This is a genomic window from Ruminococcus gauvreauii (assembly GCF_025151995.1).
In the GTDB taxonomy this organism is placed as follows: Bacteria; Bacillota; Clostridia; order Lachnospirales; family Lachnospiraceae; genus Ruminococcus_G; species Ruminococcus_G gauvreauii.
This window is the reverse complement of the sequence record NZ_CP102290.1, coordinates 394,118-408,983: the sequence shown is the minus strand read 5'-3', so window position 1 is coordinate 408,983 and position 14,866 is coordinate 394,118. Positions and strand designations below refer to the sequence as shown.

General features: G+C 48.3%; 17 protein-coding genes. 9 read left to right on the top strand and 8 right to left on the bottom strand.

The genetic code is table 11. The features are described 5' to 3' along the window. The first annotated feature begins 26 nt into the window (after nucleotides 1-26). Genes NQ502_RS01955 through NQ502_RS01940 form a run of 4 tightly spaced genes read left to right on the top strand, consistent with a single transcriptional unit; the run spans nucleotide 27 to nucleotide 3,424 of the window. Nucleotides 27-749 (top strand): alpha/beta hydrolase, encoded by a 723-nt coding sequence (locus NQ502_RS01955; protein ID WP_028528099.1) that lies wholly within the window; start codon nucleotides 27-29, stop codon nucleotides 747-749. Further along, the gene (locus NQ502_RS01950) at nucleotides 746-2,224 is read left to right on the top strand and encodes an amino acid adenylation domain-containing protein (RefSeq protein WP_028528100.1); all 1,479 of its coding nucleotides are present in this window, start codon (nucleotides 746-748) and stop codon (nucleotides 2,222-2,224) included. Before NQ502_RS01955 ends, NQ502_RS01950 begins: the two co-directional genes overlap by 4 nt. After that, nucleotides 2,224-2,691: a GNAT family N-acetyltransferase gene (locus tag NQ502_RS01945; RefSeq protein WP_028528101.1), complete on the top strand. Its 468-nt coding sequence runs from the start codon at nucleotides 2,224-2,226 to the stop codon at nucleotides 2,689-2,691. The genes NQ502_RS01950 and NQ502_RS01945 overlap by 1 nt, the downstream gene beginning before the upstream one ends. A 25-nt stretch (nucleotides 2,692-2,716) precedes the next feature. Then, nucleotides 2,717-3,424 carry a putative ABC transporter permease gene (locus NQ502_RS01940; RefSeq protein ID WP_083963205.1) on the top strand — a complete coding sequence of 236 codons (708 nt, stop codon included), beginning with the start codon at nucleotides 2,717-2,719 and terminating at the stop codon, nucleotides 3,422-3,424. Between the two features lie 192 nt (nucleotides 3,425-3,616). Here the strand turns inward: NQ502_RS01940 and yaaA are convergent, their stop codons facing one another. The 4 genes from yaaA to pepV are packed head-to-tail and all read right to left on the bottom strand — an operon-like array spanning nucleotide 3,617 to nucleotide 7,158. Continuing rightward, on the bottom strand, nucleotides 3,617-4,366 hold the full coding sequence (gene yaaA, locus NQ502_RS01935; protein WP_028528103.1) for a peroxide stress protein YaaA: 750 nt from the start codon (nucleotides 4,364-4,366) through the stop codon (nucleotides 3,617-3,619). Then, nucleotides 4,363-5,034, bottom strand: a complete 672-nt coding sequence (locus NQ502_RS01930; RefSeq protein ID WP_049898075.1) for a TIGR01906 family membrane protein — start codon at nucleotides 5,032-5,034, stop codon at nucleotides 4,363-4,365. Before NQ502_RS01930 ends, yaaA begins: the two co-directional genes overlap by 4 nt. Next, complete coding sequence (locus tag NQ502_RS01925; protein ID WP_049898076.1) at nucleotides 5,031-5,696, bottom strand: lysoplasmalogenase family protein; 666 nt, start codon at nucleotides 5,694-5,696, stop codon at nucleotides 5,031-5,033. The genes NQ502_RS01930 and NQ502_RS01925 overlap by 4 nt, the downstream gene beginning before the upstream one ends. Nucleotides 5,697-5,736: 40 nt before the next feature. Continuing rightward, nucleotides 5,737-7,158 carry a dipeptidase PepV gene (gene pepV / locus NQ502_RS01920; RefSeq protein WP_028528104.1) on the bottom strand — a complete coding sequence of 474 codons (1,422 nt, stop codon included), beginning with the start codon at nucleotides 7,156-7,158 and terminating at the stop codon, nucleotides 5,737-5,739. A gap of 107 nt (nucleotides 7,159-7,265) precedes the next feature. Between pepV and NQ502_RS01915 the strand changes: the two genes are divergently transcribed. After that, a complete protein-coding gene (locus tag NQ502_RS01915) occupies nucleotides 7,266-7,946 on the top strand; it encodes a YczE/YyaS/YitT family protein (RefSeq protein WP_044983112.1) in 681 nt (226 codons plus the stop codon). Nucleotides 7,947-7,986: 40 nt separating this feature from the next. On the opposite strand, the gene NQ502_RS01910 is transcribed toward NQ502_RS01915, so the two are convergent. Both NQ502_RS01910 and rbr read right to left on the bottom strand, forming a co-directional pair. Further along, complete coding sequence (locus NQ502_RS01910) at nucleotides 7,987-8,382, bottom strand: desulfoferrodoxin family protein (protein WP_028528105.1); 396 nt, start codon at nucleotides 8,380-8,382, stop codon at nucleotides 7,987-7,989. 16 nt (nucleotides 8,383-8,398) lie between these two features. Next, nucleotides 8,399-8,995, bottom strand: a complete 597-nt coding sequence (gene rbr, locus NQ502_RS01905; RefSeq protein WP_028528106.1) for a rubrerythrin — start codon at nucleotides 8,993-8,995, stop codon at nucleotides 8,399-8,401. A gap of 154 nt (nucleotides 8,996-9,149) precedes the next feature. On the opposite strand from rbr, the gene NQ502_RS01900 reads away from it, so the two are divergent. After that, a complete protein-coding gene (locus NQ502_RS01900) occupies nucleotides 9,150-9,920 on the top strand; it encodes a prepilin peptidase (protein WP_028528107.1) in 771 nt (256 codons plus the stop codon). Between the two features lie 75 nt (nucleotides 9,921-9,995). Further along, on the top strand, nucleotides 9,996-10,490 hold the full coding sequence (locus tag NQ502_RS01895; protein ID WP_028528108.1) for a heme-degrading domain-containing protein: 495 nt from the start codon (nucleotides 9,996-9,998) through the stop codon (nucleotides 10,488-10,490). A 40-nt stretch (nucleotides 10,491-10,530) separates the two neighbouring features. Here NQ502_RS01895 and NQ502_RS01890 read toward each other — a convergent pair whose 3' ends face one another. Then, entirely contained in the window at nucleotides 10,531-11,445 is a 915-nt protein-coding gene (locus NQ502_RS01890; RefSeq protein ID WP_044983113.1) for an RluA family pseudouridine synthase, read from the bottom strand. Nucleotides 11,446-11,597: 152 nt separating this feature from the next. On the opposite strand from NQ502_RS01890, the gene NQ502_RS01885 reads away from it, so the two are divergent. After that, nucleotides 11,598-12,665 carry a lactonase family protein gene (locus NQ502_RS01885; RefSeq protein ID WP_028528110.1) on the top strand — a complete coding sequence of 356 codons (1,068 nt, stop codon included), beginning with the start codon at nucleotides 11,598-11,600 and terminating at the stop codon, nucleotides 12,663-12,665. A gap of 80 nt (nucleotides 12,666-12,745) precedes the next feature. Here the strand turns inward: NQ502_RS01885 and aroC are convergent, their stop codons facing one another. After that, nucleotides 12,746-13,849, bottom strand: a complete 1,104-nt coding sequence (gene aroC / locus NQ502_RS01880; RefSeq protein ID WP_028528111.1) for a chorismate synthase — start codon at nucleotides 13,847-13,849, stop codon at nucleotides 12,746-12,748. Nucleotides 13,850-14,029: 180 nt separating this feature from the next. Between aroC and NQ502_RS01875 the strand changes: the two genes are divergently transcribed. Then, nucleotides 14,030-14,863 carry a rhomboid family protein gene (locus NQ502_RS01875; protein WP_028528112.1) on the top strand — a complete coding sequence of 278 codons (834 nt, stop codon included), beginning with the start codon at nucleotides 14,030-14,032 and terminating at the stop codon, nucleotides 14,861-14,863. Nucleotides 14,864-14,866 lie beyond the last annotated feature (3 nt).

The window sequence follows — 14,866 nt, the reverse complement described above, 5'->3', positions numbered from 1 at the left end:
TACAAAACGCGGCAAGGAGAGGAACGATGAAAAAGAAATATATGCAGAAATGGCAATTTGAAATATCGGGCAAAACAGTTACCGTTTATCCCAGTAAAACGCCGGATTGTCCGATCGTGTATCTGAATACCTTTGGCGATGAGGGGGAAAAGGTGTATTTGCTCTTGCAGCAGAACCAATGCCCGGATTTTACATTTGTAACAGTCGGGGGGCTTGCCTGGGACCGGGATATGGCACCATGGGACATCCCCCCTGTTTCTAAATTCGATACTCCCTGTACGGGTGGCGCTTCTGAGTATTTGAAGCTTTTGGCAGGTGAGATTGTCCCGAAAGCAGAGGAAACGGCAACCGGTAAAATTATATGGAGGGGACTTGCCGGATACTCTCTCGGCGGATTGTTCGCCGTTTACGCGCTGTATCATACGGGGGCTTTTTCGAGGATCGCCAGCGTATCCGGTTCCCTTTGGTATCCCGGCTTGATGGACTATGTACGAAAACAGGAACCAAAGGTTCGCCCAAATCATATCTACTTTTCTCTGGGCAGCAAGGAAAGCTACACCAGAAATCCGATTCTGAAAACTGTACAGGAAAATACCGAAACACTCAAAAGGTTGTATGAAAAAGCCGGGATTGACACGGTATTTGATCTGAATCCAGGAGGCCATTACAGAAACGCTGCTGGGCGGACAGCAGCAGGGATATCTTGGATTTTAAGCCGATCAAGCACAAGCATGGAGGAAATAAAATGACTGATACAATATATTCTCTTTTTGAAAAAACGGCAAAACGCTGTAAAAATGAGATCGCTGTCATTGAAAATGGCAGGAGGCTTACTTTCGGGGAGCTATCCGATATGGTTGATATTCTGGCCAGTACTTTTCCGAAGAATGTATCAAGCGTTGGAATAGTCATGGGGCATAAAGCCGAAATGATAACGGGGATATTGGCTGTGCTGAAATGCGGCGCAAAATACATTCCGGCAGAACCGAAATTTCCGACAGGCAGAATTCATTATATGATGAAAGAGGCGAATGTGGATTTTATTCTGACCGAAAAGGAATATGAAAGTAAGTTAGAGGGATTTCCGGTTCGGCTCCTCGAGTGTGAAATTTGCGGGATGGACATCCCCGCGGCAACACAGCCTACGGCGGAAGATCCGAACCTGCCCGCCTATATCCTTTATACTTCCGGGACAACCGGAACCCCGAAGGGCGTCTGTGTGACCAACCGCAATGTATGCCATTATGTCCGGGCTTTTGCGCATGAGTTTCATCCGTCAGTCGGAGATATTATGCTGCAGTATTCTGTCTGCACCTTCGATATTTTTGTAGAAGAAGTTTTTGGGAGTCTGCTGAGCGGCGCGGCGCTGGCGATCCCAACAGAGGACGATATGGCAGATATCCATTCCCTGATGTCTTTTGTACAGCGGCATCATGTTACTATGCTCAGCGGCTTTCCGTATCTGTTGGCTGAAATGAATCATCTAGATAAAATTCCCGTGTCACTTCGGCTGTTGATCAGCGGCGGAGATGTGCTGCGCGGTGTGTATGTCGATCACTTGCTGGAACAGGCGGAGGTCTATAATACCTATGGCCCATCGGAAACGACAGTCTGTGCCTCTTATTATCGCTGCAATGACGAAACCATTTTATCCGACGGCACCTATCCCATTGGGAAAGCGGTAAAAGGCACACAAATCCGTATTTTAGATCAGAGCGGCAGAGAACTGAAAAACGGAGAGACTGGAGAAATCTGCATCTATGGAGACGGCGTATCCCTGGGCTATATCGGGAAACACGACGAAGAAAACAAAGCCTTTGAGCCTCTGGAAAACGGCGGCGTTCTGTACCGGAGCGGAGATTTGGGCTATGTTCTTCCAAGCGGGGATATTGCATTCCTTCATCGGAAAGATACCCAGGTCATGATTTATGGAAAACGTGTTGAAGTATCCGAGGTTGAAGCAAGGTTGTATCAGTGTAGAGGTGTACAGCAAGCACTCGTCCGTGCATTCACCGACGAAGCCGGTCTTTCCTATATGATCGCTTATGTAGTGTTCACAGAACAGGGCGGCAAGGTATCCTCACTGCGGGAAGAACTTGCGGAAAACCTGACTTCCTATATGATTCCGGAATTCATTGTAAAAATGCCGAAAATCCCACTGAATGCAAACGGAAAGCCCGATATTGCCAGACTACCGATTGTAATGAAGGAGGGGAACTTTTAATGCGTATAGAAATCCGAAAAGCGACTCTTGAGGATATTGATTTGCTGATGGATTGGAGGATGACCGTTCTTCGAGAAGTGTTTTCTATTCCTGATGAGACTCCGCTAAACGAGCTGGAGCGGGAAAATCGACGCTACTATCAGACGGCGCTCCAGGATGATACGCATATTGCCTGTTTTGCTTGTGATGCAAACAGAGTCATCGGCTGTGGCGGCGTATGTCTTTATCGGGAAATGCCTTCTCCGGAAAATCCGACAGGACAGTGTGCTTATTTGATGAACATCTACACCCTCCCCACATTTCGGGGGCAGGGAATCGGACGAGCCATCGTGCAATGGCTTGTTAACCAGGCTGTACAGCGAAATATATCCAAAATTTATTTGGAGACCTCTGAAGCAGGAAAAGGGCTTTACAGCAAAACGGGATTTGTCCCCATGCCGGATATGATGAAATGGGTTAGCGATTAACGAACTCGGAAAATGCTGCGTGCGTATGAAAGGAGCGGATAGAAACATGCCAAACGGAATTCCATATACGAACTTCTCTTTTCTCTTTTGGCTGTTCATTGCCGGCAGTCTGCTTGGAATGCTCCTTGAAGGAATATTTTGTTTTGTCCGAAAGCAAAAATGGGAAACTCATACTGTGACAATATGGGGCCCGTTCTGCATCATTTACGGCATCGGCGCAGTTGTTTTTTATTTGGGTGCTGTTTATTATTCAAATCTGCACTTAGGCTGGCAATTTGTATTATTTTCAGCAGACGCAACCGTGATCGAATATTTATGCGGTGCTTTGCTCCGATACGGACTGCGGATGAAAGCGTGGGACTACAGCAAAAACTTCCTGAATCTGCAAGGCTTGATTTGTCTGAAAATGACACTCGTATGGGGTGCTGCCGGAGTACTGTTCGCCGGGTATATCGTTCCTGAATTTTCGGGGTGGTACGAATTTTTCCGCAATCCCCTTTGTGTGGCATTCACGTTTGCATTCGCAGTATTTATGGCAATCAACTTTATTATGACTTTCCTATGTATTGTGCGGTGGGCAAAACGACACAGGGGGATTGTCGCGAGAACTCGTTTTGGGCAGCACATCGATCATAAGTATGGCGACGAGAAGATGGAAAAACGCTTTTGTGAATGGAAATTTCTTGTTGATGAGGATTTGAACAGAAAAGCTGTTATAGTTTCTAAATATTAAAAGACACGAGCAGCGGAGCAAGGGAGGCAATACGATCGGACAAGTTATTAATAATTTTAGCCGCCGAAAAGTTTTTTGTAGCGGTAAAGAGATAGAAAGTGCACATCAATAAAAATAATCATTGAAAAATAAATCTTTAATATTCAGAGCGCCCCAAAATTCAAAAGTGTCCTTGCTAAAATGAGGCTCCCGTCAATCGGAAGTCCGGACAAATACATATCTTTCACCGGAAGATAAGGATGGCTGAAACTCATAATTAAGGCCATGGAATTCTTTGATCCCGTCCGGCCCGGAGACGTCATTGCCGGCGAGAAAACGGACCATCTCACCGCGGGCCATCTTGGCATGGGTTCCCTTTGTGATCAGGCGTCCCTTCACCGCTTCTTTGAAATCACAGGTGATACAGGCGACCTGTCCGGGCAAGTGGGGCAGTACGGCTCTACTGTATTCGTGGGAGGCGAGGTTTACAATCAGGTCATCGTCTGCGCACAGATTTTCTGCTAGTAAGCTTCCCCAGTATTCATACAGATTTGCCCTGTGACCGACGGTAAGCGGTGCCTGCATCTCAAGCCTGTATGGCGCGACGCCGTCAAAAGGCCTTAACACGCCGTAAAATCCGGACAGAATACGAAGGTTATGTAAGACATATTCCCATTGGTTCCCGGTGAATACATGTGGAGCCATATACTGATACTGAAGACCTTCATATGTCAGAAGCGCCGGCGAGAGACCCGTGTGCAGATTTATGGTCTGGTGGCGCTCATAATTCGTCAGAGCCAGTTTCCGGCTGCAGTGCCAGAGCTTCTCCAGTTGTTCTAAGCTCATTTCTTTCATGACACGGCAGATCTGTGAAGTTTTGTCAAGCAGCGCAGGCTGTGTGAGTGTTCCGTCAAAATCCTGAACGATATTCATTTTTTTGGCAGGAGATATGATGATCTTCATTCGTGAGAACCTTTCCGATGGTGTTTTCTACTTCTGAGTGACAGGATAAGAAAAAGCATACTGAAAATCAGAAGAATCGTTACAATCAGTGCAGCGCAGTTAAAGAAAAACTGTTCCGGCATGATTTTGATAATTTCGTCTGTTCCGGAATCCAGAATCCAGTTATCCTTCCCGGGGAAGAGCAGCATGTGGAAAACACGGAAAAATGAATCAAACGACGTAAGCCCCCAGACTGCGATCGTTATCAGCAGCGTGATATTCAGAATGCCGCTGTAGAACAGAGGGTGCAGATGCCGGAAACGATACAGTTTTATTTTTTTCCGATATTCCAGAGTGAGCAGCAAGAGCAGCAGCAGGACAGAAAGTATCACAATCAGAAAATCCAGATGAAATAACCGCTGACAGTCTTCGAAATGAGCACGTCCGGAGGACGACCATGCCAGGTTTCCGGTACTGAATTCACCCCCAAACAGAAGATAGTCCAGAACAGAGTCATACGCTTGCCTTATTGTATCGTAGGAATAACCGCTGGTCTCCATGATACCGAGCGGTCCGATCTGAAGATAATAAAAGGGGCGGAAAAGGATTGGAACGGCAATGGCAAAAGAAAGAGACCCGAGGAAACCAGTCAGAGTCGTCAGCAGGGAATATATTTTTGTACGTATCATAAAGTCCTCCTCTTTGGTAAGAAAGTGCAGCAGGATAACGCTATCAGGACCTGTGAAGGCAGATAAAAGAGCCACATCCCGAAGTCGGCGAAATGCTGCAGCGTGTGTATTCTGAGGCCCGTATTATGGACGGCAACACAGATATCACAGCATAAAAACAACCATAAACCAATACAAAACAGCCGCTCTGATAGTCCATCAGCTGCAAATGATATGCTTTTCACTGCGTTGAAGATAAGGTTGACGCCGTAAAACGAAGCGGCTGCCGAAAGAAGCGTCAGGCCGTTCAGAACATACAGAAACAGAAAGCAGGGTACGGGCAGCAGAATGCGAAGCAGCCATTCTGGCTGAGAAGGTTTCTGTTTCCAGTTACGAAGCCTGATACCGTACAGTATCTGCACCACACAGAACAGCAGCAGCCCGGCCGTATACCAGCGGCCGATCACCAGCAGAAATAAATCCGCTCCTGCGGTGAAGAGCAGTGCAGTGAAGACAAGCAGGCTGTCATCCGTGTGCCTGCACACGAGAAGAAAAATCAGGCAGAGTAAAATACCGGCATATTTGATCAGCGTGCTGTCCCCGGTTCCTGTGAGATCCATGAACAGAAAGCAGAGAAAGAGCAGTGTTTCCAGAGACAGATATATTAAGATTTGTTTTTTCAAAATTACCTCCTGAAAGTAAAGAATCCGTTTGCTTTACCGATTACCGGGACAGGCTGTAGATTGCGTCTGCATATATACGGGCGGCCAGCATCAGATGATCGACAGAAACACATTCGTCTGTCTGGTGGCACAGGTCCGGTTCGCCTGGAAACAGCGGGCCAAACGCAAGCGTGTTGGGGATGGCGCGCGCGTACGTGGCGCCGGCGGTTGCAGCGGGCGATGTTCTGGTATCCCCCGTGTGCCGGCGGTATACATCCATCAGGGCTGCAACCAGGGGCGTGTCGGCAGCGGCGTAGAGCGGCGGCAGATGATCCTGACGTGTTACGGATAATCCTGCATGTGAGGTGAGCTCCTCCAGCGGCGCATACACACTGTCTTCATCTGCGGTAACCGGATATCGGATATTCAGTGTCAGCCGGAAGCGGGAGGCATTCCATTCGATCATTCCGACATTCAGTACCAGTTTCCCCGATACTTCATCGGAAAATCCACAGCCGATGCGTTCTCCGTGAAAATCAAATCCGATATGCTCATTGTAAAACTGAATCATTTCCGAGACTTCACGGGTAAAAAAGGCAAGCCCTGACAGCAGGTCAAACCCCATGCTGATAGCATTCAAGCCTTTTTCCGGAGTGGCACCGTGAGCAGCCTTTCCCCCGACTGTTATCGAGATGGATGTTTTGTCTGACTCAAACGTACAAGTTTTGTCAGGATGAGCATTCTGCCAGGAGGTGAGATATTCCGTGACATCAGCTGCGCGTAGGCCGCATTCCAGAATTATGGAAGCAAAACCGGCTGTTACGTTGGGAGCGGAGCCGCCTGTAAATGACAGCAGCTGTATATGATCCGGATTCCGGGCTGCATCGCATGATGTGCGGAAAACCTTGTCAAGGCTGCAAACGAGAAGGCCCATTTCCGCATGGATGACTGGGAAATCGGCATCAGGAGAAAATCCGCAGGCAGGTGCAGACTCTTGTCTCAGATAGTATTCCATGCCTTTCCAGTCAGTCTCTTCATCGCATCCGATAATAAGCCTGATCGTTTTTGCAGGAGAAAACCCACAGTCTTTAAGCGCTTTCATTGCATAATAGCAGGCCAGCAGAGGTCCCTTGTCATCGATGACTCCGCGCCCGTAAAGGTATCCGTTGCGGATAACCGGTTCAAAAGGAGGCGTGGTCCACTCGGAAGCGTTACCCTCTGAAACGACGTCCAAATGTCCCGCGATACCGACAATCTCATCGGTAAGTCCGGTAAATTCAATATGGCCTCCGTATCCGTCAGTGTCCCTGACAGAAAAGCCGTCATGTCTGGCGAGATCCAGGATATAAGTAAGCGCTTCCCGCACTCCGGTGCCGAAAGGGGCATCGGGGGCGGCGGGACCTGCAACGCTTCGTATGCTTACGAATTCTTTTAATGTTTTCAACAGCACAGGTTTCAGGGACTCGAGTTTTTCCATGAACATCACAGGCACCTCGTTTGTTTTTTCTTCTATTGTAACATGAAAGTTTTTCATTGCAAGAAAAAGGAATCGCTGATACAATAAAAGCAGTATAAGGGGGAAGACATCATATGAAAAGACTGATCATTTATCTGGTGGGGTTGTTTATCATGGCATTCGGCGTATCAGCGTCGATTATATCGAATCTCGGAGTATCTCCGATAGATACCATACCGTATGTCACAAGTGAAATATTAAAGATTGATATGGGAATCTGTACCACTGCTATTTTTACCTGCTATGTGCTGCTTCAGATGTTGCTGCTTGGAAGACAGTTTCCGAAGCGGAACATCCTTCAGATCGCTGTCTCGGCAGTTTCAGGGGGGTTTATCAGCATTACGAACCGCCTGGCAGCTGCGGTCCTTCCGGAAGCTTCCGGATATGGAATCCAGTTATTCTATGTTGTGCTCAGTATGGCGCTTCTGGGATTTGGAATTTTTCTGTACGTGGAGACGGATATCATGTCACTGCCCGCAGAAGGGGTTGCCCAGGCGCTGGCGATCCGGACGAAACGGCCGATGTCCACGACGAAAATCTTTTTTGACTGGTCCGTCGTTGCAGTTTCTGCGGTCTTATCAATCTGCTTTTTGAAGGAATTCAGGGGAATTCGGGAGGGAACACTGATCGCCGCGTTTGGCGTCGGGTTGTTCATCAAACTGTATACACGCTGTTTTCAAAAACCGCTGCAGAGATTTCTGGGAAAAGAAGTACGCGGCGGTCAGCCGGAGCCGGAGATTTCTCAGCCTGACTAAAAGATATATCGCCCGCAGTTTAAGTTTGCGGGCGATATTTTTATTTGTATTCGGTTTTCCAGAAGCCATGCAGATTGCAGTATGCATATGCTGCAGCCGGTTCGTCGTTTTCGTTTAATACAAATTCGGCGACCGGATCACACAGTCCGTCCAGATAAATGCGCTGACAGCATCCGGCTTTGGTAAACAGATAGACCCATGCAATGCTGTGCTCCTCTGTCATCGGATGAAAGACACTTCCGACTTTTACGGTGACATGCTGCCCGTTCACCTCGATGACCGGCAGATGCTTTTCGGAAGCACCCTCGGAAGTGTTGGGAACGAGTTCTTCCAGGGAGTGGCAGTCACAGGACAGCGCCTGATCACCGCATCCGAGGATTGCGTCAAAAATCACGGTTTTTTCTTTGTTGATAAAAAATTTCGGCTCTTTTACCATCGTTAATCCCTCCTGCTCAGTTTTCAAACGGTGCCAGTTCCAGACGGATATAATACCCCTTGTCATGGTGGCAGACAGGGCACTGCTCCGGAACTTCAGTGCCGTAATAGATGTTGCCGCACTCAAGGCACATCCACGCTGTCTCAGCCTCAGCGACAAAGAGTTTGCCCTGCTCCAGCATATCGGCGAAACGGCCGAAACGGTCTCCGTGTGTCTTTTCAATGTTGGCGATCATGCGGAAGGATCCCGCTACATTCTGAAATCCCTCTTCCTGAGCTGTCTCGGCAAAGTGTTTATAGACATCATCATGTTCTTCGTACTCGTTGTGCTGAGCATAGCGCAGCAGCTGGGCAACATCAGAAGCGATGTCTACCGGGTATGCACCGTCGATGGAAATGGATTCTCCAGCCAGTTCAGTCAGGTGCTTGTAAAATATCTCTGCATGCTCCTTTTCCTGATCAGCGGTAAATGTAAAAATTGCCTCGATGACATGCAGGTGTTCTTTTTTCGCCTGGGACGCCGCCATTGTATAACGGTTTCTGGCCTGGCTTTCGCCGGCAAATGCACGCATCAGGTTGTCTTTGGTCACACTGTTCTTAAAATCTACTGCCATATATATACCAATCCTTTCTTGAGCGATATCGTAAGTATTACCGGGAAAATGAAATATTATCCAGAAAAAAATAGAAACAAATGTCAATGTTGTCTTGAAGAACTGCAATCAAATTGATATAATTTAATAAATAGTATGAAGGAATGAAAAAGGTATGATGATTTTTCTGGAATTGCTGGGAATATTCTTGATATTTACTGCGGGTGCATGTTTTTATTCTTTCCTGAATATTGTGATATATCGTCTTCCGAGGGGGATTTCGATATTAAAGGAGCGTAACCAGTGTATGGCGTGCGGTCATGTTCTGACAGTGGATGATTTGATACCCGTGGTCAGCTGGCTGCAGCTGGGGGGGAGATGCAGGTATTGTGATACGGTGATACCGGCTCGCTATTCGCGGGTTGAACTACTGGGCGGTGTCACTGCACTGGTCAGCGTCTTTCGTCTGGGCTGGACGTTACGCGCTTGTCTCATGTATGCGTTTCTGGCAGTTCTGACGGTTACCGGGCTCACGGAGTGGGATACCGGAAAGATCCCGGATGTATTGCTGAAGCTGATCACGGTCCTGGCAGTTCTTCAGCTTCTGCTTTTGAATCAGCAGCAGTACCTTGCTTATATAGCAGGGTGTCTCTGTATCAGCCTTCCGCTGAGCGGTGTTAAACTCAGGATACCGGCGGCATTTACGGCGCAGGAGATTATCCTGATGGCTGTCTGCGGTCTGTTTACGGGCTGGAGAGTCATGCTCGTATCTTTTACCTTTGCGGTGTTTTGCGGAGGAATCTATGCACTAAAAAAAATGCTGGGAGATGACGAACAGAAGAAAAAGAATTTCCTGTACGGACCTTTTCTGTGTATAGGCGTATATTTCGGTCAGATGTTCGGAGAACCTCTGATCAGGGGATATCTCAGTTTTTTTGGTTTATAAAGGATAATTTGTAAAATACCAGGATTTGCAGTATAATATAATAAAATTTGTCGGACATGACAGGAGGGATTTCAAATGACGATTAGTGAAGTAATTGAAGTACTTGAAATGCAGGAAGAAATTCTTCAGTTTTCTCATTTTACGAATGCAGATGCGTGGACGCTGGGCAACATGCTTGTGGCGGAGGCGCAGAGAAGAGGAGTATTTCCAGTGATCAGTATCCGGCTGAACAATGGGTTTACCGTGTTTCAATACGCATTCGACAGTACAAATCTCTGTAATGAAATGTGGCTGTCCAAGAAACAAAAAACGGTCATGATGACAGAACGGAGCAGCCTGCATCTGGCGATGGTACTCAGAGAATCCGGAGAGACACTGGAAGAGAGATTTCCGGACTGCAAGGATTTTGCAGCAAGCGGAGGCGGATTCCCGATACGGGTCGAAGAAGTGGGTGTGATAGGAGCCATTCTCGTATCCGGTATGGATCCCGTCTCAGAGCATGATCTGATCATAAAATGTGTAAGCAAATACCTGCATATTGATGAAGTGCCGCGCATTCGTGCGGTTTAGGGATGCCGCTGCGCGGCAGGACGGGGCAGAGCTTGTCATGTTATTCTGACGGCTCTGCCCCTCCTTCGTGAAGCCGGATATATTCCTGCATATCCGGCGGCAGAGGAGCATGAAAGAAAAGTTCGCATCCTGTGATGGGGTGTATGAACCGCAGGGAGTATGAGTGCAGTGCCTGACGGGAGAGGGAGGAGTCCTTCGGATGGTAAAGGAAATCCCCGAGCAGCGGATGTCCGATATGTTTCATATGCACCCGGATCTGATGTGTGCGCCCCGTCTCCAGGTGCAGCTCAACAAGTGCAGAGGATAAGAGCTGTTTGCGCACCTGATAGTGTGTGACTGCCGATTCACCGTCCGGACTGACACGTCGTTCCAACACGGATCCAGGTATGCGCGCGATCGGCGCGTCGATGGTGCCGGATGACGGTTCGGGGTTGCCCCGGACAAGAGCCAGATAGGTGCGGGAGATTTTGCGCTCCTTCATTTGCCGGGAGAGAACGGCGGCGCTGAGCATGTTTTTGGCGAGGATCAGAAGTCCGGTCGTGTCACGGTCCAGGCGGTTAATACAGCGGAACACGAAAGGCAGACCCTGACCTTGGTAGTAATATGCAATCCCATTGGCAAGCGTATTTTCATAGTTGCCCAGAGAGGGATGTACCGGCATGTCTGCCGGTTTATTCAGGATAAGCAGATCGTCGTCTTCGTAGACGATCGACAGAGGGAGGTGTGAGGGAGGTATTTTTTCTGACGACTGCTCCTCGATAATCTGCACGGTCAGCGTCTCACCTGCGGATAAGCGGTGGGAGGTCATGACTTTTCGGCCTCCGATGTGTAGGCCGAGCGGTGTCTGTTTAAGATGGATGATCAGATGACGGGAGTATCCTCTGGACTGCAGGTATTCACCGATGGACATACCGGCTTCGGCTGCAGTGACGGGATAGGTCAGTATTCGGTTCATGTCGGACCTCCTTTTGTTGTGTGCTGATATGTATTATAGACAAAGACGGGAAAGTGTCAAGAAAAACTGCTGAATCTTTTGGTGTACAGATAGAAAAAAGCATGATAAAATAATCCATATACAGGAAAAAGTTTGAAAGGACGGGCTTTTGCATGAACCAGGAAAAATATGTAGCGTATGTGGGTACTTATACACACGGAAGCAGTATCGGCATCCATCTGTATGACGTCGATGTGGAAGAGGGAACGCTCACGGAACGTAAAGTGGTTCCGGTTAACAATTCTTCCTATCTGGCGCGTTCGAAAAACGGAAAATACCTTTATTCGATTGCGGATGAGGGAGTCGCGGTTTTTGCGATTCATCCGGACGGAGATTTGGAATATATTAATAAAGTCGACATCGACGGTATGAGAGGCTGTTATCTCTCGGTTGATGTTACCGGAAAATATTTGTTTGTGGCAGGATATCACGACGGCAAGGTGACGGTGGTTCATACACACCGGGACGGCAGGCTGGGGAGTGTCATGGACGGTATCTTCCACAAGGGAACCGGCAGTGTGGCAGAACGCAGTTTCCGTCCGCATGTCAGCTGCGTCGTTCCGACCCCGGATGACAATTATGTGTGTGCGGTTGACAATGGAATCGACCAGGTGAAAGTTTATGGTATTGATAAGAAAAGAGATAAGCTGAATCTGCAGGATATCATCAGGTGCCGAAGAGAATCCGGTCCCAGAGAAATGAAATTTTCGAACAACGGAAAATTTGCCTATCTTATCTATGAGCTGAGCAACGATATCGACGTATTTTCTTATCATGAGGGCAATAAGGGACCGGTATTCGAGAAAATTCAGAATATCAGTATCCTGGATACGGAACTCGATCCAATGCATGATGCTGCGGAGGCTCTTGCAATCTCACCTGACGGCAATTATCTGTTTGCGTCGACGGCAGGAGATAATTCCGTCACAATGTTTAAGATCGACCAGGAGACGGGTATGCTAAACAGCCAGTTCTCGCTTCCGATCAGCGGAGAATATCCGAAGAGTATGCGTCTGTTCCCGGATGGGAAGCATATCGCCATCGTAAATCATGAGTCGGACAGCATTACGACGTTTGCGGTGGATTACGAGAGAAAGCTATTGATGATGAAAGGAAAACCGATGAAGGTGGAGACACCGAACTGTATCCTGATAGAGAAAGTCGGACAGCAATTTGAATAGATGAGGGATATGAAAGCCGGGCGAAGAAGAGGGCAGCAGTGGTCTGATTCTGCCCGGCTTTCACGTTTGAAAAGGATTATTTATGACTCAGGATGCCAGATGCGCTGCAGATGTTCCATGCGGGAACCCATGCCGCACAGCAGGGCATCGACGAGTGTCATGGCGGTCATGGACTCTACGACGACGACTGCCCGGGGAACGATGATGGGGTCATGGCGGCCTTTGATATTGATATCCACTGATTCCCCCTGCCTGTTCACCGTCTGCTGGGTAGAGAAAATGGAGGGGGTCGGTTTGAACGCGGCACGCAGGATGATATCGCTTCCGTCACTGATGCCTCCGAGGACACCGCCGGAATGGTTTGTTAATTTATGAATATGTCCGTCCGCATTGCAGCAGAACCCGTCGTTGCTGGAAAGACCGGTTGCCTCTGCGGCGGCAAAACCATCCCCGATCTCCACTCCCTTGACCGCACCGATGGAAAGGACTGCCTTGCCGAGACAGGCATCCAGTTTTTCGAATACCGGGGTTCCTGCACCCGCGGGGAAATGGCTGACAATGCATTCGACAACGCCTCCGGATGAATCGTGGCGTTTCATGCAGTCGTCCAGATATGCCTGAGCTCTTTTGCTGGCATCCGTGTCCGGCATGTACAGCGGATTTTCCGCGATCAGTTCCGGGTGAAACTGTTCGGCAGTAATTGGACCGATTGCTTTCGTGTAAGTGCAGATGGAAACGCCGAGACTGTTCAGGATTTTTACCGCGATGGCGCCTGCGGCGACACGGCCGACCGTCTCACGGCCGGAAGAACGTCCTCCGCCGCGGTAATCCCGGAAGCCATATTTCTGATCGAAGGTATAATCTGCGTGTCCAGGGCGATAATAAGAAGCGATCTCTCCGTAGTCGCCGGAACGCTGGCTGGTATTGCGTACGATCATGGAGATCGGTGTTCCGGTGGTCCGGCCTTCGAAAACGCCGGAGAGGATCTCAACTTCATCTGCTTCTTTTCTGGGTGTCGCGTATTTATTCTGACCCGGCTTTCTGCGGTTTAAAAATGCCTGGATATCCGATTCCTGAAGTAGAAGACCCGACGGACATCCGTCGACCACGACGCCGAGGCCTTTTCCATGGGATTCACCCCATGTTGTGACGGTAAAAAGTGTACCGAATGATGATCCTGCCATACTGTTATCCTTTCTGTTTTCTGTCTTTAGTACCAGTTTGTATTATAGCTGACCGAAAAGCGTTTGTAAATGTAAATAAGCTGTAAACACGAGCAAAAAAATTGACAAAGGGTGGGGCACAGCGTATAATAAAATCTGATTTTCTATTGATATGGAACTAAAAATAAAAGAGGAGATCTTATGAACTGGATCAACAAAATGGAACGGAAATTCGGGAAATATGCAATCCCAAATCTGACGCTGTACATTATTATTACGTATGTGGTCGGTTATCTGTTGATGTACCTGGCACCGAATGTCATGGACTACTGTCTGCTGGAACCCGGGCTGATTTTACGGGGGCAGGTATGGAGGCTGGTAAGCTGGCTTTTGATACCGCCCGGCAGTCTTGATATCTTTACGATTATCATGCTGTTTTTTTACTATTCCATCGGTACGACGCTGGAGAAGACCTGGGGAGCCTTCCGCTACAACTTCTACATTTTCGGCGGAATCATACTGACCGTAATCGGATCGTTTATCATGTATTTTGTCCTGGGCGGCGGAACCCTTCTCATCATGCGGGGCGGTTTCTTCAGTACCTATTATATCTCACTCTCCATTTTTCTGGGGTTTGCCGCGACGTATCCGGATATGCAGGTGCTGCTGTACTTTATTATTCCGATCAAGATCAAATGGCTGGCGTGGCTGGACGTGATCTTTCTTGCATGGCAGATGATTCAGAGCGGCTGGACGACGCGTGTGGCGATCATATGCAGCCTGATGAACTTTATCATTTATTTCTTTGCCACCAGAAATCTGGCGCGCTATTCACCGCATGAGGTAAAGCGCAAACGGACATACGCCAAAGCGGTGCACAAGAGTCAGAGTCCGAATGTCACAAAGCATAAGTGCGCGGTCTGCGGGAGAACGGAGAAAGACGGAGACGATTTGGAATTTCGTTTCTGTTCAAAATGCAGAGGCAACTATGAATATTGTCAGGATCATTTATTTACACACAAACATATACAATAAGGA

Coding starts and splice junctions, on each gene's coding strand:
- NQ502_RS01955 (WP_028528099.1), top strand. CDS start 27: ATGAAAAAGAAATATATGCAGAAATGGCAATTTGAAATATCGGGCAAA.
- NQ502_RS01950 (WP_028528100.1), top strand. CDS start 746: ATGACTGATACAATATATTCTCTTTTTGAAAAAACGGCAAAACGCTGT.
- NQ502_RS01945 (WP_028528101.1), top strand. CDS start 2,224: ATGCGTATAGAAATCCGAAAAGCGACTCTTGAGGATATTGATTTGCTG.
- NQ502_RS01940 (WP_083963205.1), top strand. CDS start 2,717: ATGAAAGGAGCGGATAGAAACATGCCAAACGGAATTCCATATACGAAC.
- yaaA (WP_028528103.1), bottom strand. CDS start 4,366: ATGAAGATCATCATATCTCCTGCCAAAAAAATGAATATCGTTCAGGAT.
- NQ502_RS01930 (WP_049898075.1), bottom strand. CDS start 5,034: ATGATACGTACAAAAATATATTCCCTGCTGACGACTCTGACTGGTTTC.
- pepV (WP_028528104.1), bottom strand. CDS start 7,158: ATGTTCATGGAAAAACTCGAGTCCCTGAAACCTGTGCTGTTGAAAACA.
- NQ502_RS01915 (WP_044983112.1), top strand. CDS start 7,266: ATGAAAAGACTGATCATTTATCTGGTGGGGTTGTTTATCATGGCATTC.
- NQ502_RS01910 (WP_028528105.1), bottom strand. CDS start 8,382: ATGGTAAAAGAGCCGAAATTTTTTATCAACAAAGAAAAAACCGTGATT.
- rbr (WP_028528106.1), bottom strand. CDS start 8,995: ATGGCAGTAGATTTTAAGAACAGTGTGACCAAAGACAACCTGATGCGT.
- NQ502_RS01900 (WP_028528107.1), top strand. CDS start 9,150: ATGATGATTTTTCTGGAATTGCTGGGAATATTCTTGATATTTACTGCG.
- NQ502_RS01895 (WP_028528108.1), top strand. CDS start 9,996: ATGACGATTAGTGAAGTAATTGAAGTACTTGAAATGCAGGAAGAAATT.
- NQ502_RS01890 (WP_044983113.1), bottom strand. CDS start 11,445: ATGAACCGAATACTGACCTATCCCGTCACTGCAGCCGAAGCCGGTATG.
- NQ502_RS01885 (WP_028528110.1), top strand. CDS start 11,598: ATGAACCAGGAAAAATATGTAGCGTATGTGGGTACTTATACACACGGA.
- aroC (WP_028528111.1), bottom strand. CDS start 13,849: ATGGCAGGATCATCATTCGGTACACTTTTTACCGTCACAACATGGGGT.
- NQ502_RS01875 (WP_028528112.1), top strand. CDS start 14,030: ATGAACTGGATCAACAAAATGGAACGGAAATTCGGGAAATATGCAATC.